The organism is Lactonifactor longoviformis, from assembly GCF_042848515.1.
Classification (GTDB): domain Bacteria; phylum Bacillota; class Clostridia; order Lachnospirales; family Lachnospiraceae; genus Lactonifactor; species Lactonifactor longoviformis.
The window spans coordinates 508,318-528,343 of the sequence record NZ_AP031453.1 but is presented as its reverse complement, the minus strand read 5'-3'; the positions used below and the strand labels follow the sequence as shown (position 1 = coordinate 528,343).

The window sequence follows — 20,026 nt, the reverse complement described above, 5'->3', positions numbered from 1 at the left end:
CGTGTCACCCGCTACATTTTATTTTTAATAGAGTCAATATACATCATGACAAAAATGATCAGCGCTTTGGCGATCTGGAAGAGATAGATATCTGCCCCCATCATTGTCAGTCCATTCTCGATTACCGTCAGGATAAGAACCCCGGCGAATGCCTTGGGAAATACGCTCCCCTCACCCCCGGCCAGGGAAACGCCTCCCAAAACCACAGCGGATACTGCCGTAAACTCATATCCGTCCCCCAGTTCACGGGTAATGCTTCCCAGATTTACAGAGATCAGCATGCCGCCCAGTCCGGCGAAGAAGCCGCTGATAATAAAGGCTGCCAGCTTGTAATTTTTTACATTGATTCCCAGCTTTTCAGCTGCTGAATAGTTGGAACCCACAGCAACCAGTTTTCTTCCAAACGTACTGTATCTCAAAAGGATCTGCATTAGGATCATGACAGCCAATATAAACACGATAAAGCTGGAAAGCCCAAAAATCTTTATGTTTCTGAAGTTCAGAACCTCCTGCGGCATATTGATGGCGACAGTATTGGTCAGCTTCACTACAATCCCCACAAGTGCCAGCTTCATAGAGAGGGTCACCAGCCAGGCATTCAGCTTTACTCTGGTTACAAGAAGACCATTTATCAAACCAATGAATCCTCCCAAAAGAGGCATTAAGATCATACACAGATAGGGATTCCACCCGTGGTTCACCATAAGCAGGGCGCTTACTGACGCGGCGAACCTGCAGTTGGCGCCTACGGACAGATCTAACTCTCCTACGATCAGTGCAAAGGTTAGTCCGATTCCTATTGACAGCATAAGCGTTGAGTTTCTCAGTATGGTAATCCAGTTTGTAGAAGTCAGAAAATGCTCCGACAGGGAAGAAAAAACTATAATTGTGATAACACCGAAAATATAAACCGCATGGTTAAGGGCTGTCAGCTTCAGATTTTTTAACTTTATGCTTTTATTCATTTTGCCCCTCCTTTATTCCCAGGCAGAGATCCATGAGATTCTCTTTGCTGATGTCTTTTTTCCTGACCTCGGCGGTAATTGCTCCATTTCTTACGATAAGTACCCGGTCACACAGGTTCAGGTTTTCTTCAATCTCAGAAGAAACCATTACCACAGAGCCTCCCTGCCTTGCCAGTTCCAGGATCTTTCTGTGAATAAAAGATTTTGCATTTACATCCACCCCCCTGGTAGGCTCATCTATAAAAAACACATCCGGATTCTTTCCTATGCATCTCGCCATGATCACCTTCTGCTGGTTTCCGCCGCTCAGCGTCTCCACCAGTACGTTTTCATCCGGTGTCTTTATCTGCATTTCCTCAATCATTTTTAAAGAGTATTCATGTTCTTTCTCTACATCCATCTTTATATTTGAAAAATTCCCGATATTAGCCATAGTGATATTTTTCCAGATAGGCATGGACATAAATAACCCGTCATAATGTCTGTCCTCCGTCACATAGGCACATTCCTCCAGAAGCTTATGCCCGCTGATCCGGATCATTTTACCTTCTTTGTTTCTTTTATAAATTGTTCCGCTGTCAGGCTTATCCAGAGCAAATATACTCCGTATAATCTCCGTTCTTCCGGATCCGAGCAGCCCCCAGAGTCCCAGAATCTCGCCCTTTTTTACAGAGAAATTTATGTTCTTAACTGCCGGATAGCAGTTCAGATTCTCAATTTTCAGAACCTCTTCCCGGTCCTTCTCGTCCTCCTGATTCACCACGGTCTCTACTTCATGACCGGCAATCCCAGTAATCAGCTCCCTGGTGCTTACTTCCTTGATCCGGAAATCTCCCGTTACCTCTCCATCCCGCATCACAACCGTCCTGTCACAGATTTTCAGTACTTCATCCAGGAAGTGGGTAATATACATCACGATCTTCTGCTGTTCCTTCAGCTGATTAATAATTCGGAACAGGTTTTCTTTTTCCTCCAGAGACAGAGACGAAGTGGGTTCATCGAAAAGTACGATCTCCGCATCTCTCACCAGTGCCCTGGCAATTTCTATCATTTGCTTTTCTCCCACCGTTATATTTTTAGCCAGTTCTCTTGGGTTTACCTGAGCCCCTATCATAGAAAGATACCTGGATGCATCCTCATACATTTTTTTATACTGCAGATGGCCGGCCTTTGTATAGTCCTTCAGGTTATAGATAAAAACATTCTCCGCCACCGTAAGATCCTTGAATACCACCGCCTCCTGATGTATCAGTGCAATTCTGCTTTTTTCAGAGTCCTTCTGATTCCGGATTTCTATCTTCTTCCCGCCGATATAATATTCACCGGAGTCAATAGCGAGTTCCCCGGCCAAAGCATTCATAAATGTAGATTTACCTGCTCCATTGATACCAATGATGCCCAGTACAGACCCTTTATCCGCTGTAATGGTCACATCGTTCAGCGCGTGTACCCCGGGAAAATATTTATGTAATTTTACTGCTTCAAAATACGCTCTGCGTTCCATCTCTATGCCCTCCTTGCTTTTGCCCGGATGGTATCAAAATAGGTAATAAAGATGAATACCATACCTTTTATAATCTGAATCGAATAATAGTCAATGCCAAAGAGCACTAACAGGTTTGACAATCCGTTGATAATAAAGGCACCTGCAAATGCACCCACTGCGGTTCCCACCCCGCCTTTTATACTTGCGCCGCCCACAATTGCCGCGGCAATAACATCCAGAGATGTAGAATCTGATGCAAGTGACAGAGAAGATGATGCAATCCTGGCAGTTAAAACAATTGCTGCGATTCCAGACAATACTCCAGAGATTAAAAACACCTGAATCTTAACCTTGTCTGTTTTAATCCCGCATGCCTGAGCGCTTTTTTCATTGGTACCTATGGCATAAATACAGCGGCCGAACCCTGTTTTGGTCAAAACAAACTGCAGGACAATCAGACAGACAATCATGACCGCAATATTGGCATGTATGGGGCCGTAATACTTTCCGAACAGGCCGGTGAATTCCTGGGGCACAGGAATACTGCTGGATTTTGTAACCTTCAGGGAAAGTCCGTTTGCAATCAGCATAGTAATCATAGTAGCCACAAACGCATTAATTTTCAGCTTTGCTACTGATAATCCATTGAACAGTCCTGCCAGAACTGCCACTGCCATAATAGACAAGATCCCCAGCAGTATATTGTTTGTCTGACGCATAACCAGCGCGCCTATACAGCCGGACAGCATCATTACAGAGGGTATGGAAAGGTCTATCCCTCCGCTGACCATTACATAGATCTGGCCCGCAGCCATAATTGCCACCGCACTGCACTGGATTAAAATACTGGATATGTTTTTCCCCGAATAAAAACCTGGTTTAGCAAACGCAATAGCCAGCAAAAGAACTGCCCCAGCTGCCAGGCTGGCTAAAATAAATGTTTTATCCTTTCTGTTCATAAAGGCATTTTTCTTTTTAGCACAGTACCTCTGTATACTCATTAAAAACCTCCTTCAGGTTCCCGGGCAGCCCAGGGCTGCACCGGGGGCATTCTTTTGCTCTATTTTTCAGTCTTTTTCACATAGTCATATACCCAGAAATAGTCTTTATCCAGCAGAGGCTGAATATTATCCGGTGTAATGGCTTCTGATTTCACAAAGAAATCCCCTGGCTCTTCTCCAAGCGCCAGTTTTACTGCATTGTCTATGGTATTGGTAGATACCTCAGGCAGGTTTTCATAGCCGGTAGCATCCAGATATCCATCCTGAATCATTTTCAGCCCAATCTCGCAGCCGCCTGCTGCCGCCAGATACATATGTCCTTCCTCCCCTGATTTTATCCATTTGTCAAGGCCTTCCAGAACACTCTGCACTCCAAGCATCAGGTCTTCATTTGGGGTAAAGATAAGATTAGCATCCGGGTTGGACTGAAGCGTAGGCGCCAGTTTATTCATTACCGTCTCCACGGACCAGTTACTCTCAATATCCGCAGCGATTGTGGCCCCATTATCCTTAACTGCAGCCTCGCACCCTTCTCCGTATCTCATGGCATTCTGATCTTTTAAATCCCCCTGTACCCGAATCACTTTAATTTCATTCGCGGGAATTCCGCTCTCAATCATTTTCTTAATGGCAGCATCCACAGATACATATGCCGTGTCGTAAGTGTCCGGTGCAACGGTTGAGTCCGCCTCAGGCCCGCCCGGGGTCAGTCTGCGGCAGAAAGAAATAAACTTTTTCCCTGCGTCATGTGTCTCGGTGATGGATGACCATATTGCGGTTGTGTCAATGGCGCCGGATACCACCACGTCCACATCCTGGTTCAGCAGATCCCGGATCTGAGTCTCCTGGGCAGCCGCATCGTCACCGGCAGTAGTTTCAATGAGTTTTACCTTCACATCATTTTTCTCGTTGTATTCGTCCACATACCATCTCAGATAATCTGCCATAGCCGACCATGCCTGAGTTCCCAGAGACGGCCAGGCGATTCCCACTGTAACTTCTGTTTTCTTCTCTGCATCAGAATCCTTACTGCCTGCTTCGGTTTTCTGTTCCTCTTTTTTAGCCTCTGTGTCCTTCCCTGAATCTTCAGAGGATGAGCAAGCGGTAAGGGGACAGGATACCAGCGCCATTGTCAATACTGCGGCCATTACTTTTTTCAAATTTCTCTTCATACGTTTAACCTCTCTTTTTTTACTATTTATTTTCTGCCCCATATCTGCACTGCTCCGGATCAGTGTCATGATACAATAAGGCATACTAACCAGGTAATCTTATATCTGCCTTCAGTCTTTAGCAGCGGGAGCTTTATCCTCTTTCAGTATAAAGTCCGCCAGGCATTCTAACTGCATCGCCATAGTAACTGCTCCCGGATCCAGGAAGCCTACAGATTTATCCTCTCTGTAGCTGGCCCTGCCCTTCACTGCCTCCATATCTCTCGTGCTTTCTGCTCCTTCCCGGGCCGCCCGGGCCATTTGTCTCAGACATTCTTTGCTGCTCTTTCCTTCCTCCAGTCCCTTGGCATAAGCAGAGGCTGCAGGATATACCGCATCCAGCATGGTCTTATATCCTAATTCTGCATTCCCACGGGAACGGATCGCCTCTGCCCATCCCTGAAGGATTTCCCCCAGAAGTTCCTGATCTATACTTTCCCTATTCGCCAGAAGGCCCGCCGTCTTCAGATATGCACTGCCGTACAGAACCCCTGAGGAACCTCCCATAGCGGACATCATAGTCATCGCTATATTCCGGAAAAGTTCCTGGTAGGTTGCGCCCTCCCACTCTTTTGACTTTTCTAACAATTTTTCAAACCCAATGGTAAGATTCAGCCAGTGATCCCCGTCACCCGTTGCGGAATCCAATTCTGTAATATACTCCTTATTCTCTCGTATCACTCCGGCCGCCTTTGTAAGATACCGGAGGTAGTCCTCTTTGTATATCTGAAACATGTGCTCCTCCTTCCTTTACTGCAGTGTCAGCGCCGGTGAAGCGCACGGGGCCTGCAGCAGCCTCTTCAGCTCATCGTCCAGCCTCAGCATAGAGACGGAACAGCCCGCCATCTCCAGGGATGTCATATAATTTCCCACAAAAACCCGGCAGGTACTTATCGCCTTCTGCTCCAGCAGTTTTTTAATACTGGCAGCCAGTACATAGAGTTCCATCAAAGGCGTCCCGCCCAATCCATTAATCATAAGTGCTGTTTCACGGGAACGGTAATCCAAGTCCTCCATTATTTTCTCCAGAAGAATCTCTGCCAGTTCATCTGCTGTTTTTACTCCTGACTTCTGTATTCCGGGTTCTCCGTGAATCCCCATTCCTATCTCAATCTCGTTCTCTCCCAGTGAAAACCCGGGTTTGTCCAGTCCCGGCAGGATACACGCACTCATAGACATTCCCATACTTCTTACATTGTCCGCAGCCTTCTGGGCGGACAGCTTTACCTGCTCCAGGTTAGCTCCTTCTGCCGCCCGTGCCCCGGCAATTTTATGTACAAATACCGTACCTGCGATTCCCCTTCTGCCTGTAGAATATGTGCTGTCCGGTACGGCAACATCATCCTTTACCACTACACTTTCTACAGAAATTCCCTGGGCTTCTGCCAATTCTTTTGCTATGGAAAAATTCATCAGATCCCCGGAATAATTTTTCAGGACTACCAGCACACCAGCCCCCGTATCAATGTCCTCCATAGCTTTCAGCATCTGATCCGGAGAGGGAGAGGCAAACAGATTTCCTGCCACCGCAGCGTCCAGCATCCCCTTCCCTATGTATCCTGCATGGGCCGGCTCATGCCCGCTTCCCCCCACAGACATAACCCCTACTTTTCCCTTTTTCTTTTCCTTCAGGGACACCACCCGGTACTCCCTGAACCACTGTATCTCCTGGTTGGCAAATACAAACCCTTCCAGCATCTCATCTACAATGTTCTGTGGTTCATTCATGATTTTCTTTACCATTTGCTTCTTTCTCCTCCTTTTGTGGAAGCGCTTCCATGTTTTCCCTTTTTATAATCCAGATAATTATCTGGATTATAAAATTACTCTTGTCCGTCCATCAGGGTATGTCAATCTTAATCGTGGACGGCATATAATATTTTCTGGCAGGCAGCTCCGGATCTTTGACCCGCTCCATCAGCATGGTGGCCGCCAGGTTACCCATCTTCATGGGATCCCGTTCAATATAGCTGTACTTCAGCTCTTCAAAGGTATCAAGCTTGTCAAAGGAAATGCAGTTGATATCCTTCCCCAGCTCCAGCTTTGAGTCGTAAACCGCTTTGATAAAACCTATGGTAGTCAGATTGTTTGTGGTAAAAAATGTTTTTGGGTAATCCCCTGACTGAAGAATCTTTTTCGCTATCTCGTATGCGGTCTGCGTGGTGAAATCTCCCTGATATACCTTTTTCTGTTCCACGGGAATACTGTTCTCCTCCAATGCCCTCAAATAGCCTTGGTATCGATCCCGGGCTGTCTTTGTGTTAAGATCCCCGGTTATGATTCCAATATCTCTGCAGCCCTCCTGGATCATAGCTTTTGTTGCATTATAAGCTCCAGCAACGTTGTCAAAATATACCAGATCCCATTCATAAAAATCCAGGCCGGAATCCATAAAGACTACCGGGATATGTAACGAATGGATCAGCTCCTTGTACTCCTTGATTTCCTTCAGATCCATGTCATTGATAGAGGGAGTGATAATCAGCCCCTTCAGCTTCTGCTGTTTTAGTAAATGAAGCTTTCTCTCTTCTTTTTTAAAATTCTTATTGGAATTGCACAGGATCAAGAGCAGCTCACTTTCCTCCAACACTCCTGAAATTCCCTCCACGGCAGCAGCAAAATATGGATTGTGTGCCTCAGGAACAATTACTCCCACCATGTTGCTGTCCTGCCTGGCAAAATTCCTGGCAGTTGCGGAGGGCACGTAATCACAATTTTCTATTACTCTCTCTATCTTTTTCCTTGTTTTTTCACTGACATACCCGGTATGGTTCAATACTCTAGACACCGTTGCCTTGCCCACACCGGCTTTTTCAGCTATGTCTTCAATTGTTATTTTACTCTGCACGTATCTACTCCTTTGTGGAATCGCTTCCATTTGCTATATATGTACATTATCACAGCATTTCACATTTTTCAATAGTATTTTTGTACAATCTCCCATCTATTTTTTTGTCTAAATCGCATATTTCAAAAATATTCGCAGATGTTTTATTGTTTTTTCAACTATTATATGATAATTTAAACATGTATCTTCGCCTTTTTATGTGGAAACGCTTCTATTTATCTAAATAACTATTCACATTATGTTCTGAAGAACAGAAAGGAGCACCACTCTATGGACCTACACTTAAAAAATAAAATTGTTGTTATAACAGGAGGAACTGCCGGTATCGGAAAGGCTGCTGCCTTCCAGTTTGCTGAGGAAGGAGCTTCTGTTGCCGTTTGCTCCCGCTCCCCTGAAAAAATCAGAAGTTTTCTGGAGGAGGCCCGAAAAAAGCACTTGTCTGTATCTGCTTCTGCCGCAGATATCACAGACCCCAGGCAGCTGAAAAGCTTTATTGATGAGGCAGGCAGTACCTATGGGAGAATCGACGTATTATTTAACAACGCGGCCCAGAGTCATATGTGCTATCTGACGCAGCTTGAGGACAACGCGTGGGATTCCGTTGTGGCTTCCAACCTGTCTTCCGTGTGGAAGGCAGTTAAATATGCTCTTCCCTACATGAAAGAGCGCGGCGGAAGTATTATATCCACCAGCTCACTGGCTTCCAGAGTCCCTACCACTTCGATTGGTGCCTACGGAGTGACAAAGAGCGGCATCAATGCTATGACCAGAATGCTGGCCTCTGAACTTGCCCCGTACAACATCCGGGTAAATGCAGTTGCTCCCGGAGTCATTGCCTCTGATATGGTAAAAAACAGTATTTTAAAAAGTAAAGGACTGCATTATCTCTGTCATACCTCTGTCTTGCAGAGACTGGGGGAACCTGAGGAAGTTGCCAAACCGGTAGTATTTCTGGCGTCCGACGCCGCCTCTTTTATTACTGGTGAAATCCTGGATATCTCCGGAGGCAAATTCATTGTCCAGGATCCCTGGGCGCCGTGGGAGGATTTTGGGGTGGAAAAGCCATATAATGTTTAGATTAATTGCGTGGGGACAGATATAGAAGGGGGCGGCGGATACAGGTCCGGGCAGGTTAACTCAATGCTTCCGATAACCAGGAGAGAGAGTCCGCGTTGGGGCGCTGCCTGTACCTCCGGGAGGGATGCCTGTTTCCCGGGGACGATTCCGCAGAAGTGTTAGAGAGTCTTAGACAAAACCGGGATTTCCGCAGGAGATTTTTTCGGCAGTCCAGGCCGAAAAAAAGAGAGAATGCCCAGAGAATGCACATAAAGCATTCTCTGGGCATGCGAACGGTGCTCCGGAGGGGATTCCGGTTTTGCCTTAGACTCTCTTCACGACGGAGGTGTCCCCGGGAAACAGGCATCCCTCCCGGAGGCACAGGCAGTGCCCCAGCGCGGGCTCTCTCTCCGTCCCCCCCGTCACACTATCCCAAATCCACTTCTATCCCAAAGACCTCCCCCACTGCCTTCATCTGATTGCTTCTCTTCCCGGTCAGCACAATCACATGGTGAGAGCAGATCCGTTCCATCATATCATATCCGTCAGCCACTTTGATAAGGCCCCCGTTCCGGCAGTCCGATCCCGGATACTGGACGTATTCCTCTAAAACAGCCTTCTCCACAAAGATTTTCTCAAAGTCTCCGTGCAGCTTGCACAATGTAAGGTCCCCGGTCTCAACCTCTGCGTCCACTGCCACGCCATTTTCCCCTACCAAATCCCAGGAATGCCAGCCAAGTACCGGCGGGCGCAGGGTCCACTTTCTGGACATGCACTGTGGTACGCAGCCCAGATAACCGCAGTGTACCAGCAGTGCGTGATCGTCCGGATCCGGGACATCGGGGAATTCCTGAATTTTTTCGTGGGACAGCGCAGGCATTCCGGAAAGGAAGGGATAGATATTGGTGGTAAAGATCGCGCTGTCTATGGTCTTTCCCATCAGATACTGTGTCATCAGGGAAGAGGTATCTCCCTCACACACCCACATAATACCCCGGTCCTGATACAGAAGGTTCCATGCAAGGCAAGGAGTAGTATCGCTGAAATATGCTTCGTTGAGGCAGTTTACACCGCAGCCCACAACGTCCCCCTCTGCATCGGTCTCCTCTCTCAGCGCCAGAAACATCTTAATCGCCCCCAGCACCGGCCGCTCATAGGGGATCTCTTCAGGAAAATCCCACCGCTTCAGTTCCCGGCGCGCATCCTCATCAGATATGGATTTTGCCTTCTCTCCCAGGGCCTTGTAGGACTTTCTTACTATGGTAATCCCGAATTTCTCCTGCATGCTGCGGGTACATTCCTCATTCCACCAGTAAAAGATCTTAAACTGCTCCGGAATCAGCCCGTCCCCCGGCGTATCCTGGAAGATCAGAAATTTCTGGTGTTTCATTTCCCGTTTCAGAGCCAGCGCCCGGAACACTGTTTTTGCCAGTTCTACACTGTGGGGGTTGAATACCTGCAGCCCCTTTGATTTCATGTAGGCAGCTGCTTCCCAGTCAAACATCAAAGATACGCCAACCGTGGTGGTCAAAACAATCACCGGAAGATGGATCGTATCCAGAAGGATGTCTATCTCCTTATACACCTCCACCCATAAGACCGGAAATAAAACAGCATCCGCCTCAGGAACCGGGTCCCCCACACTGACCGGGTCCAAAAATTCCACTTCCTCACGGTAAATCTCCTTCAGGGCATCTAATATCCGGTGAAACTCCTTGTCCTCCACGCTGGCAAACTGCAGCGGTACAACTCTTGTCTTCATATCAATAAACCTCCCATCCTTCAGAAACTTTTATTTTACAGCACTTTGCAATACTCCACCTTTTCACCTCCGGCCCCGTACACCAGAAAATACTGGAATCCGTTTTCCCAGAATTCCGGCACTTCCACTATGCCTTCAATGATATCCATCCCTTCCTCTTTGGCATGGGCAAACTCTTTTTCCAGATCCTCTGCCTCATAGGCAATATGATCGATCCTTCCGCCATGTTTCTCAACATCGGCGGCCTCTTCACTCCCCGCCGGGCGCTGTATCAGCTCGCACATTACTTTTGTATCCCTGGAATATACAAAGATAACCCGGCTTCCCTGGGCGGTGAATTCTCCTTTCTTTTCAAAATCTGACTTCTCAATGTACCATTTTGCTGCAGCTTCCGCGTCCGGAACAAGAATGCCGATATGCTGCAGTCCTTTACTCTTCACCATACTTTCACCTAACCTTTCTAGCCTTTCACTGCTCCTGCCGCCATACCGCTCTCTACCTTCTCCTGGAATATCAGATAGATAATCAGGATCGGTACAATGGAAAGCACAATGGAGGCAAACATTGGTCCGTAACTGGTAAATCTTTCTCCCTGCAGGCCCAAAAGCCTTACTGATATGGTTTTCATAGCCTGATTTGTCAAAAGAGTATTGGCAAATATGAGCTCATTATATACCGCAAGGAACGAAATAATCGCTCCCGTAAAAATCCCCGGGCTGGCTATGGGAAAGATGATCCGAAAGACAATCCCTGTGGTACTGCACCCGTCCACAATGGCCGCCTCATCCAGCTCTTTGCTGATCCCCTCTATGTATCCGGTAATGAGGTAAAAGCTCATGGGGAAGTTAATGGCCGCATAAAGCAGAATCATAGGCCAGTATTTGTCCCGGAAGCCAAAGTTTGTAAACATGGTAACAATGGGAATCAGCATGGCATACGGAGGAATCATAAGTCCCAGCAGGTAGTACAGACGCAGGGCGCCGGAAAAGCGAATCAGCTTTCTTGCCGCCACATAGGCTGCCATGGTTACAAAAACCACCACCACCATGCACGCCCCGAACGAGAAAATAAAGGAATTCAGAACTGCCCGCAGGATCCCCACATCAAAAATAGCGGATGTATAGTTGCTCCACTCAATCTTCGAGGGCAGAGCAAACATGGTATTCCATATCTCTGTATTTGTTTTAAAAGATGATACCACAGTAAAATAGATAGGATAAATAAAGATAAGAAAAAATACTATGGCAATTAAACGGTAAATAATATCTCCTGCTTTTAATTTTTTCATGCTGTCACCTACTCTTTCTGTCCTCTTGCGAACAATCCTGTGAGCAGTACGCTTGCCAGGAAAGAGGCAATAATCAGGAATGAGCCCATGGCATTAGAGTAGCCATAATTGTTATAAGTAAAAGCATTCTTATAAAGCAATGTACCGAACACCTCCGATGCACTTCCGGGTCCTCCCCCTGTTGTAACATATACCATCTCGAACGTAGTGATTGAACCCACCACACAGTTCAGCAAAAAGATCTGAAAACTGCTCTTTAACATGGGTATCGTTATATAGCGAAGCTTCTGCCAGCCTTTGGCTCCGTCCACCCTTGCCGCTTCATAAACATCCTCCGGAATCGCCGTAAGACCCGCGGAGAATATCAGCATATTGAATCCCGCATAGGTCCAGGCATTAATCACCGTAATGGCATAGATAGCATAGGTTTGACTGCCCAGGAAGTTTACATTCACGCTGTCAAAGCCAAGTCCGTGTATCAGGGTAGCTAAGGGGCCGCCTTCCGGATACAGCAGGAAGTACCACATAAGGGCGATGGCCGTCCGGCTGATAACCTGGGGCATGAAATAGCTGGTCTTCAGCAATCTTTTTCCTCTTAATTTAGACTGCACAACAGTTGCCAGAAATACTGCCACCGGCAGGATCAGGATACATCCTGATAAGATAAAAATTCCAACATTGGTTAATGCGGTAAAAAACTTTCTGTCTGCGAATAGCGCAAGATAATTTTGGATGCCCACAAACTGTAGAGGAGAATTGGGGATTCCGTTCCACTTAAAGAGCGAAAGCCGGAATACTGAGATCATGGGATAAATAAAAATGAAAGAATACAGCAGAAATGCCGGCAGACTTAACAGTATGGCCTCTATTTTCTTTCTCCTGCTCATTACGCCAAACATAGGAAACACCTCCTTTTAATATGGCGGGAGAAATTCTCCCGCCATGCTGTACAAAATCTGCTAATTACTTGCGTTATAGGTATCTACTTCTCCCTGGATCCTGTCGGCGATATCCTTTGCCTTATCCCCTGAGAAAATGGTTGTCACTTCTGTTCTCACTACATCCAGCAGAGAGGTCATAGGTGAGAATTGTTCGATCTCCCCTATCATATTAGTAGCCTTTCCATAGTACTCATTAAATTCTGTGGTCAGAGCATCTGCCTGAATCGTCTCCCCGAACGTAACCGGATAGGTTCCTGCTCCTGCCTGTGCCTCATACAGTCCCTGGTAATACTCCTGGGAGGTAAAGAATTTCAGCACACGAACCGTTGCGTCGTAGTCCGGATCCCCCGGCTGGGAGGTCATGGCCATAAAATCATCCGGTCCGCCCATCCATTCATCCTTGTATTCCGGTTTTTCCTCAAAATACGGGAATCCCTTGCAGACAATGTCATCTTTATTGGAAAATTCATTAATAGTTGCAATATTCCAGGAACCGCTGAAGATAATAGCAGCCTCCTTATTCTCCAGTTTTGCCAGCTCACCGTTGGCATCATAGGCAAGGTTGTTGTCTCCGAAAAGCCCGTCCGCCTGCCATTTTTGCATTTTTTCAATCAGTCCAAGCATCTCCGGATCGTTCCATGCTTTTTCATTGTCAATCAAATCATTCTTCAACTGATCCCCATAGTATTTCATAGAGAGTGCCGTGAGGAAATGACCTGCACGATAATTATCCTTTGCTCCGAAGGCCATGGGGATATAGCCAGCCTCAATCAGTTTTGGAGCCGCCGCCTCAATTCCTTCCCAGGTTTCCGGCATTTCCATTCCCAGCTCATCAAAAATGGCCTTGTTGTAGAAGCAGCAGACACCGTAGGGAGACGTAGGAAGCCCGTAGGTACCTTCGATTCCATAGGCAGAATAGTCTACCGGTGCAAAGAGTGCGTCAATATAGTTCTCTGTCCATGCAGGATCCTCTTCCAGAAGTGAAGAGATATCTGTCACCACACCATTTTTTACATAGTCTATATTTGCCGCATAACCGAGAAAATTAAATACTTCAATGGGATCCCCGGAAGCCACAGAGGTCTTGAATAAAGTATCATGGGATTCCTCGTCGGATATAGAAACATCCTCCAGCTCAATGTCCTGATTCTCCTCCTGGAACTTTGCAACCATATCCATGAAATATCTTTCACGCACACTGTCCGGGTTACTGAATCTGGTAAGAATCCTGACTTTTACCTTTCCATCTTCTGCTTTTGCAGTTTCCTCCGATTTCTTACTGCTGTCCTTGGACTCCCCACCGGAATTCCCACAGCCGCTGAGAACAGATACTGCTAAAACGGATGCCAATAAAACGCTGATAATTTTCTTTTGCATAATACCCTCCCTGTTCTTTTTTTGAAACATTAACTTTTTTGTACTGCAGTACTTAGGATAGGTTTATCATACAGGGATTTCCCCTAAAACTCCATGTGCTGCTTTTTTCTGTTTTTGTAAATTTTTTAGGTGGTACTATTCTCACTGCCCCTTGACTTTAAATGTTTCACCTGTGAAGGTGATACCCCATAATATTTTTTAAAACAGCGGCTGAAATAATATTCATCGCTATATCCCACCAGAGCTGCCGCCTCTCTCACTTCAATTTCTTTTCCCAGCAGCAATTCCCTGGCTTTTTCCAGACGGACCATAGATAAATACTGCATCATGGACACTCCCATGGCTTTTTTAAAGATACCGCTTAAATAGGCAGGAGTGACTCCTACCCGTTCAGCCACCTCTGCCTGAGTCAGTTCTACATCACTGCAGTGATGCTGCATATATTCGCATGCTTTTCCCACGATAGGCATATTTTTTCCGGCTGCTGCCTGAGTGCTTTTGCTTTCAATCAATGCTTTAACCATGCTGCAGAACCACTCTTTTATTTCTCCCAAAGTCATCAGATATTCAAACGCAGCCTCCAGGCTTTTGTATTCTCCCATAAACCTGCGTATCTCAAGTCCCGAGGCAATGCACGCCTCGGAGATCCCAAGAAGCAGTCTGTTGGCATTCATGGAGATACACTCGTAGTTGCATTGTCTCCCGATCATCTCGTCAAAGATATTCCGAATCATCCGTTCGCAACCCATGGGATCATTCTTCCCCACACAGTTCTGTACCTCTTTAATCTTTGCCGCGGAAACCCGGTAATGGCTGTCTCCTCTTTTGCCCACGTCTTCATAGCTCATGGTCTTTTCCCGGAATGCTTTGGTATTGTTCAGCGCACAGACAGCTTCCTTGTATCCGTTTACCAGCTGCCGGATCCCCTTTTTACGGCTGCTGATTCCGCACCGGATGACCGTCTCCAGATCCTGCTCCAGTAATTCCCGCACCTGTTCCATTGCCGCCTTAACCCCTTCCCTGCTGTCCCTGACGGACCATTCTTTGAACAGAATACAGTAATTATTAAAGAGATCAAAAAGTACGGTAAAGTCCTCCCCCTTATCCATCACACGCCGGCCGGCCTCATAGAGCTTCTGGCTCTGTGCCAGCAGCGGCAGGTTCTCCTGTGTATAGAGCTGAATGCGGAAAACAGAGAGAGAATACTCTGCCTCCGTATCCACTCCCGCCTCACCTGCCTGGACGGCAATCTCATCTGCGATCTCTTCCTGTATTCCATACTGAAAAATATCGCTGAAAAACTTTGCCTCCATAATAAGCCTGGCATCGCTCTGTCCCAGTGAAAGATTTTCCAAAAACTGCTGCTCCCTCTTTTCCTCCTCCAGCTTGTCCCTTAATTTTTCCAGCATTCTGGTGAATTCTTCTTCATTCACCGGCTTCAGAATATAGTCATATACCCCGTATTTAATTGCCTGCTGCGCATAGGCAAAATCACTGTGCCCTGTAAGGAAGATAATATGAATCGGCAGGTTTTCTTCCCGCAGCCTCTTCACCAGCTCAATCCCGTTCATTCCGGGCATGGCAATATCAACAATTGCCAGGTCATATGTACGCTCTGTGATAAGTCTGAGGGCCTCCCCTCCGCTCCCCACGTCCTCCTCTACCTCATAGCCCAGTGCATTCCAGTCAAATCCCAGCCGTATTCTCTTTCGTATCAGCATCTCATCGTCCACAATAATCACTTTAAACATCTTCTTTTTCATCCCTTCTTCGGCCACAGCGTTAACTTGTATAATCCTCCCTTGTGGGCAGGAAAATTCTGATTTTTGTTCCCTGCGCCAGAGGCAGTATCTTGAGCCCGTACCGGCTTCCAAAATACAGCTTTATTCTTTCATCGGTATTGCGAAGCCCGAAGCTCTCCATTCTGAACCCTCTGCTCTCCCCGGAAAGAATACTTTTTCTTGTCTTATCATCCATTCCCATCCCATTATCCTCTACCTCGATAACCATCCCCCGCTCACCGGCAAAGACGCGTATGCTCAGCAGTCCGCCCCCGCTCATCTCCTGAAACCCGTGGTGAATGGCATTTTCCAGAATAGGCTGAAGGGTAAGCTTACAGATAAAATGATTCTCTAGCTCTGGCTGACAGGTAACCTCATAGGTAAACTTTCCGGGATAACAGACCTTCATGATCTCCAGATAATTTGAGGCAATATCCAGCTCCTGTTTTACCGTGATAATCTCCTTTCCCTTGTTCAATACCCCCCGGTAAAATCCTGACAGAAGCTGAATGGTATGAATGGCAAGCTTCTTTTCGTCCATCACAATCAGCCCGCAGATACTTTCCAGAATATTGTAGAAAAAGTGGGGCGTCATCTGCATCTGGATCAGAGAGAGCTCGGATTCTCTTTTGTCCTCTTCCTTCTCAACAATTTCCAGCAGCAGAATCTCTGTCTTATCCACCATCCGGTTAAACTCGAAGGCCAGTGTCCCCAACTCTCCCCCGTCCTTTACTGCGACCCGCTTATGGTAATCACCCTTTCCAATTTCAACAATGGTCTGGGTAATCTGGCTGAGCGGCCGGGTAATGGATTTTACAAGGAATTTTACCAATACCAGACTGCCCAGAAACACGGCAACTCCAAGCAGCACCATGGTCACTGCATACACTGTCACACTTGTGAGATAAATAGATTTTGAAACCTCACTGACCGCGGTCCAGTTCTGCCCCTTGTATTCCTTCATAAAATACCAGGCGCCTTTATCCTGGGCCATTGTAAATCCGTCCTCATCCGGGCTTTGTGCACCGGCAGCCTTATACCACCTCCGGTCCTCCAGAGACTGGTACAGCAGCGCTTCATCTCCCGCCAGAATAATATGATTATCCCTCTCAAAATACATCTTTATCCCATCGCTCATCACCGTCTCATAGAGCCGGCTCAGTTCTCTGTTGGGAATCTCTATCTCCACTACTCCAATCAGCCTGCCGCTTCCCATACTGTAAACCTTTCTCACATAGCTGATACAATCCGCATATGACTTTGCCTTCGACTGTTTCCAGGGACTTTTATGCAGTTCTAAGAGCTCTGACTTCTTGTCTGACTCGATGAACTTTTCTACCCGGGCCATCTGATTTTGAAGGTACTCCTCTTCTTCCACCAAATCCTCATTGGCATAGTAGTTTCCCTTTAAATCATAAAATGTAATGGCACTGTAGCTGGACTTCTGCCCGATATAGCTGTTAATCACCTGCTGAATGAGTACATATTTTTCATGCTGTTTTACAATATCTCCCTGTAAAAACTGACCGGAATTCTCCAGCAGGGTCTGGCAGCTCTCCCCCACCAATACGGAAACCGCATCATTTTCCACTCCCTGAAAAAACATATCCATCTTCTCCAGTACCATCTCCAGATCCTTCTTTGCCGAGGTAGAAGTAGTAGCTACCAGCTGTTTCTGCAGAATAATAAACACACTGCTGACAAAGCAGATGGTGGTAACAATCATGAGCGCGGCGATAACCATAACAATTCTCTCCGTAATATTCTTCCGGTAGAACTCTTTTTTGACTCTTTTCATCCATTCCTTTATATGTATCATATGGTCCCTTCCCTCTCACCCTTTGCTGGTTTTATTTTTCATCCGAAATTGTCTCGGAGTCATGCCTTCCCATTTCTTAAAGGTATTACAGAACGCACTTTCACTGTAAAACCCGCACTGAAAGCAGATCTCTTTCACCGGAATCTGAGTGCTCCACAGAAGGAACTTTGCATTATTGATTCTGGATAAAATGATATATTCATGGGGGGTAAATCCTGTCTCTCTTTTAAAAAGCCTGGTGAAATAATACAGACTGAGATTCACATTAGAGGAGAGCCGTTCCAGAGATAAGCCCTCCTCACACAGATGCTCTCTGATATAAGCCATGCTCTCCTCAATCACACCTGAATACTGGGAATTCCCGAAAGCGGCTTCCTGAGCCAGAACCAGCTCCGTGAGAAGCTTCATAATATAGCCGGACATTACAATCTCCTTAATGTTCTCCCCTTTCTGGAACTGCTGGTACAGGCGGTTTAGTTCCGCCTCGAACTTTACCGGATTGGGGAGGGTTATCACACTGCATTCCTTCTCCGCAATCATCTCAAAATATTTTCTGCTCATAGGGCCGTCAAAGTGGAGCCACAGCACCTCCCACTCCTCCTCGGAATAATAGGCATGGGACTGGTAGCAGTCCAGCAAAACCACCTGCCCCTCCTCCGCCCTGTATATCCCCGAGTCAGAACATACCGTGCAGCTCCCTTTTCTGATATACATAATCAAAAAACTGTCAAAGCTTTCCCTGTGCAGAAAATAATCCTTTTCATAAAAGAAGTGACCGGTCACCAGAGGATAAAAAAACATTTCCCTTGCCTGCGTGCTGGGTGTATAAACAAAGTATTCCGACTTTCTTTTCACTTTTTCTTCCCGGGCCAGCATTGTCTTCACCGCCTTTCATTCTTTCTGTACTCTCTACTTATTATTATATTTGACACCACGGATGCGGTCAATTTGAATCTATTATTATTAAGAGCAATTTTTTGCAATTAATAGGCAAATTTCTATAATGACTTTTTTTTCCTCCCCTTTATAATAAGACTCAACAACACCAGTTAATTGCAGTAAATATTCCATACAACAACATAAAAAAAGGAGAAATGCATATGACTTCCAGAGAACGATTAATTGCAACTTTAAATCATCAGACACCAGACAGGCTTCCCCTGGATCTGGGGGCTACCAGCCAGACAGGCATCAATGCCAGCTCCCTGTATCAGCTGCGGAAAGCCCTTCACCTGGACGAACACCGGCTGAAAATCATCGAGCCCGGACAGCTTCTGGGTGAGGTGGAACAGGATCTGTTGGATCTTTTGGGTGTGGATGTAGTTGGTCTGTTTAACACCACCAATTATTTCGGGTATAAAAACGATAACTGGAAGAAATGGGAGATGGGTGACGGCACACCTGTATGGATGGGGGGCGGTTTTACCTACGATCAGGATGAGACCGGAAAGCTCTTTGTCTATCCTCAGGGGGACACCAGTGCCGAGTACAGCGCCATTCTTCCCAAAGGGGGGACCTTTTTTGACTGTGTTCCAAGAGAAAAATTTGACTGGGATCTGGAAGAAGAGGATTTGACTCCACTGGAAGATTTTAAAGATGACTTCTCTGTGGTATCCGATGAAGAAGCCCGTTACTGGGAAGAGAAATCCATTGAATTATACGAGAATACAGACTACGGGATCGTAGGTATGATAGGGGGCGGCGCCCTGGGGGATGCAGCCGTCATTCCGGGACCGGGGATCAAGCATCCAAAGGGCATCCGGCGGGTGGATGACTGGCTTATGGCCCATTCCATGTACCCGGATTACATCAAGGCCGTATTCCGCTACCAGACAGATATTATGCTCAAAAACCTTGAAATATACCGTCAGGCTGTGGGCGACCGGATCCAGGTAGTCTGGATCTCCGGAACAGATTTCGGTAACCAAATGGCCGGTATGATGAGCCTGGAAACCTTCCGCGAGTTATACAAACCTTTTTATAAAGAAATCAATGACTGGGTACACCAGCACACAAGCTGGAAGACCTTCTACCACACCTGCGGCGCCGTCTCCAGTTTCCTGGATGATTTCGCAGATATGGGCCTCGACTGCCTGAATCCCCTGCAGCTCTCAGCAAAGGGAATGGACGCTAGGACCATCAAAGAGAAATATGGAGATAAGTTTACCTTCTGGGGAGGGGGCGTTGATACACAGAAGACACTGCCCTTCGGAACACCGGAAGAAGTACGCAGAGAAGTGAGGGAGCGAATTGATATCCTCGGCAAAAATGGGGGGTATGTGTTTAATACCATACATAATATCGTAGCAAATGTTCCGCCGGAGAATCTGATTGCTATGTATGAGGAGGTTATTGGAAAGAAATTGTAGGTTTGCATATGAGAAGTTCCATATAAATTAATGGGCGGGGTTTCAGCGGTCAGGATGAACGGCGCTTTAAGTGCCGTTCATCCTGACCGTTGAAACCCCGCCTGGCTTTGCAGCTTCTTCGA

At 46.6% G+C, this 20,026-nt stretch carries 17 protein-coding genes; 2 read left to right on the top strand and 15 right to left on the bottom strand.

Annotated elements, in window-relative coordinates; genetic code table 11:
- Positions 1–11: 11 nt before the first annotated feature.
- The 7 genes from ACGHCT_RS02370 to ACGHCT_RS02340 form a co-directional block, all read right to left on the bottom strand.
- Positions 12–965, bottom strand: coding sequence for an ABC transporter permease (locus ACGHCT_RS02370; protein WP_226901912.1), 954 nt, complete (start codon positions 963–965; stop codon positions 12–14).
- Positions 958–2,469: a sugar ABC transporter ATP-binding protein gene (locus ACGHCT_RS02365; protein WP_154257058.1), complete on the bottom strand. Its 1,512-nt coding sequence runs from the start codon at positions 2,467–2,469 to the stop codon at positions 958–960. The genes ACGHCT_RS02370 and ACGHCT_RS02365 overlap by 8 nt, the downstream gene beginning before the upstream one ends.
- Before the next feature lie 2 nt (positions 2,470–2,471).
- Entirely contained in the window at positions 2,472–3,452 is a 981-nt protein-coding gene (locus ACGHCT_RS02360; RefSeq protein WP_154257059.1) for an ABC transporter permease, read from the bottom strand.
- A 59-nt stretch (positions 3,453–3,511) separates the two neighbouring features.
- Positions 3,512–4,624: a sugar ABC transporter substrate-binding protein gene (locus tag ACGHCT_RS02355; protein WP_390437967.1), complete on the bottom strand. Its 1,113-nt coding sequence runs from the start codon at positions 4,622–4,624 to the stop codon at positions 3,512–3,514.
- A 111-nt stretch (positions 4,625–4,735) separates the two neighbouring features.
- Positions 4,736–5,398 carry a dihydroxyacetone kinase subunit DhaL gene (gene dhaL / locus ACGHCT_RS02350; RefSeq protein ID WP_390437965.1) on the bottom strand — a complete coding sequence of 221 codons (663 nt, stop codon included), beginning with the start codon at positions 5,396–5,398 and terminating at the stop codon, positions 4,736–4,738.
- Positions 5,399–5,413: 15 nt separating this feature from the next.
- Complete coding sequence (gene dhaK / locus ACGHCT_RS02345; RefSeq protein ID WP_390437963.1) at positions 5,414–6,406, bottom strand: dihydroxyacetone kinase subunit DhaK; 993 nt, start codon at positions 6,404–6,406, stop codon at positions 5,414–5,416.
- Positions 6,407–6,503: 97 nt separating this feature from the next.
- A complete protein-coding gene (locus ACGHCT_RS02340) occupies positions 6,504–7,511 on the bottom strand; it encodes a LacI family DNA-binding transcriptional regulator (protein ID WP_390437961.1) in 1,008 nt (335 codons plus the stop codon).
- Between the two features lie 270 nt (positions 7,512–7,781).
- Between ACGHCT_RS02340 and ACGHCT_RS02335 the strand changes: the two genes are divergently transcribed.
- A complete protein-coding gene (locus ACGHCT_RS02335) occupies positions 7,782–8,588 on the top strand; it encodes an SDR family NAD(P)-dependent oxidoreductase (protein WP_226901900.1) in 807 nt (268 codons plus the stop codon).
- A 406-nt stretch (positions 8,589–8,994) separates the two neighbouring features.
- On the opposite strand, the gene ACGHCT_RS02330 is transcribed toward ACGHCT_RS02335, so the two are convergent.
- The 8 genes from ACGHCT_RS02330 to ACGHCT_RS02295 all read right to left on the bottom strand — a co-directional run bounded on the left by ACGHCT_RS02330 (position 8,995) and on the right by ACGHCT_RS02295 (position 18,411).
- Positions 8,995–10,329, bottom strand: coding sequence for a hypothetical protein (locus ACGHCT_RS02330; protein WP_226901899.1), 1,335 nt, complete (start codon positions 10,327–10,329; stop codon positions 8,995–8,997).
- A 35-nt stretch (positions 10,330–10,364) separates the two neighbouring features.
- Complete coding sequence (locus ACGHCT_RS02325) at positions 10,365–10,772, bottom strand: VOC family protein (protein WP_256280888.1); 408 nt, start codon at positions 10,770–10,772, stop codon at positions 10,365–10,367.
- Positions 10,773–10,789: 17 nt separating this feature from the next.
- Positions 10,790–11,617 (bottom strand): carbohydrate ABC transporter permease, encoded by an 828-nt coding sequence (locus ACGHCT_RS02320; RefSeq protein ID WP_226901895.1) that lies wholly within the window; start codon positions 11,615–11,617, stop codon positions 10,790–10,792.
- Between the two features lie 8 nt (positions 11,618–11,625).
- Entirely contained in the window at positions 11,626–12,516 is an 891-nt protein-coding gene (locus ACGHCT_RS02315) for a carbohydrate ABC transporter permease (RefSeq protein ID WP_154257068.1), read from the bottom strand.
- Between the two features lie 60 nt (positions 12,517–12,576).
- Positions 12,577–13,935 (bottom strand): ABC transporter substrate-binding protein, encoded by a 1,359-nt coding sequence (locus ACGHCT_RS02310; protein ID WP_154257069.1) that lies wholly within the window; start codon positions 13,933–13,935, stop codon positions 12,577–12,579.
- A gap of 125 nt (positions 13,936–14,060) precedes the next feature.
- Positions 14,061–15,686 carry a response regulator gene (locus ACGHCT_RS02305; RefSeq protein ID WP_390437957.1) on the bottom strand — a complete coding sequence of 542 codons (1,626 nt, stop codon included), beginning with the start codon at positions 15,684–15,686 and terminating at the stop codon, positions 14,061–14,063.
- Between the two features lie 31 nt (positions 15,687–15,717).
- Positions 15,718–17,535 (bottom strand): histidine kinase, encoded by a 1,818-nt coding sequence (locus tag ACGHCT_RS02300; RefSeq protein ID WP_390437954.1) that lies wholly within the window; start codon positions 17,533–17,535, stop codon positions 15,718–15,720.
- A gap of 15 nt (positions 17,536–17,550) precedes the next feature.
- Positions 17,551–18,411: an AraC family transcriptional regulator gene (locus ACGHCT_RS02295; RefSeq protein ID WP_154257167.1), complete on the bottom strand. Its 861-nt coding sequence runs from the start codon at positions 18,409–18,411 to the stop codon at positions 17,551–17,553.
- Positions 18,412–18,635: 224 nt separating this feature from the next.
- Between ACGHCT_RS02295 and ACGHCT_RS02290 the strand changes: the two genes are divergently transcribed.
- Positions 18,636–19,904: a uroporphyrinogen decarboxylase family protein gene (locus tag ACGHCT_RS02290; protein ID WP_390437951.1), complete on the top strand. Its 1,269-nt coding sequence runs from the start codon at positions 18,636–18,638 to the stop codon at positions 19,902–19,904.
- Positions 19,905–20,026 lie beyond the last annotated feature (122 nt).

Excerpts from the sequence above, each read along its gene's own strand:
- ACGHCT_RS02370 (WP_226901912.1), bottom strand. The coding sequence starts at position 965 with ATGAATAAAAGCATAAAGTTAAAAAATCTGAAGCTGACAGCCCTTAAC.
- ACGHCT_RS02365 (WP_154257058.1), bottom strand. The coding sequence starts at position 2,469 with ATGGAACGCAGAGCGTATTTTGAAGCAGTAAAATTACATAAATATTTT.
- ACGHCT_RS02360 (WP_154257059.1), bottom strand. The coding sequence starts at position 3,452 with ATGAGTATACAGAGGTACTGTGCTAAAAAGAAAAATGCCTTTATGAAC.
- ACGHCT_RS02355 (WP_390437967.1), bottom strand. The coding sequence starts at position 4,624 with ATGAAGAGAAATTTGAAAAAAGTAATGGCCGCAGTATTGACAATGGCG.
- dhaL (WP_390437965.1), bottom strand. The coding sequence starts at position 5,398 with ATGTTTCAGATATACAAAGAGGACTACCTCCGGTATCTTACAAAGGCG.
- dhaK (WP_390437963.1), bottom strand. The coding sequence starts at position 6,406 with ATGGTAAAGAAAATCATGAATGAACCACAGAACATTGTAGATGAGATG.
- ACGHCT_RS02335 (WP_226901900.1), top strand. The coding sequence starts at position 7,782 with ATGGACCTACACTTAAAAAATAAAATTGTTGTTATAACAGGAGGAACT.
- ACGHCT_RS02330 (WP_226901899.1), bottom strand. The coding sequence starts at position 10,329 with ATGAAGACAAGAGTTGTACCGCTGCAGTTTGCCAGCGTGGAGGACAAG.
- ACGHCT_RS02325 (WP_256280888.1), bottom strand. The coding sequence starts at position 10,772 with ATGGTGAAGAGTAAAGGACTGCAGCATATCGGCATTCTTGTTCCGGAC.
- ACGHCT_RS02320 (WP_226901895.1), bottom strand. The coding sequence starts at position 11,617 with ATGAAAAAATTAAAAGCAGGAGATATTATTTACCGTTTAATTGCCATA.
- ACGHCT_RS02315 (WP_154257068.1), bottom strand. The coding sequence starts at position 12,516 with ATGTTTGGCGTAATGAGCAGGAGAAAGAAAATAGAGGCCATACTGTTA.
- ACGHCT_RS02310 (WP_154257069.1), bottom strand. The coding sequence starts at position 13,935 with ATGCAAAAGAAAATTATCAGCGTTTTATTGGCATCCGTTTTAGCAGTA.
- ACGHCT_RS02305 (WP_390437957.1), bottom strand. The coding sequence starts at position 15,686 with ATGTTTAAAGTGATTATTGTGGACGATGAGATGCTGATACGAAAGAGA.
- ACGHCT_RS02300 (WP_390437954.1), bottom strand. The coding sequence starts at position 17,535 with ATGATACATATAAAGGAATGGATGAAAAGAGTCAAAAAAGAGTTCTAC.
- ACGHCT_RS02295 (WP_154257167.1), bottom strand. The coding sequence starts at position 18,411 with ATGCTGGCCCGGGAAGAAAAAGTGAAAAGAAAGTCGGAATACTTTGTT.
- ACGHCT_RS02290 (WP_390437951.1), top strand. The coding sequence starts at position 18,636 with ATGACTTCCAGAGAACGATTAATTGCAACTTTAAATCATCAGACACCA.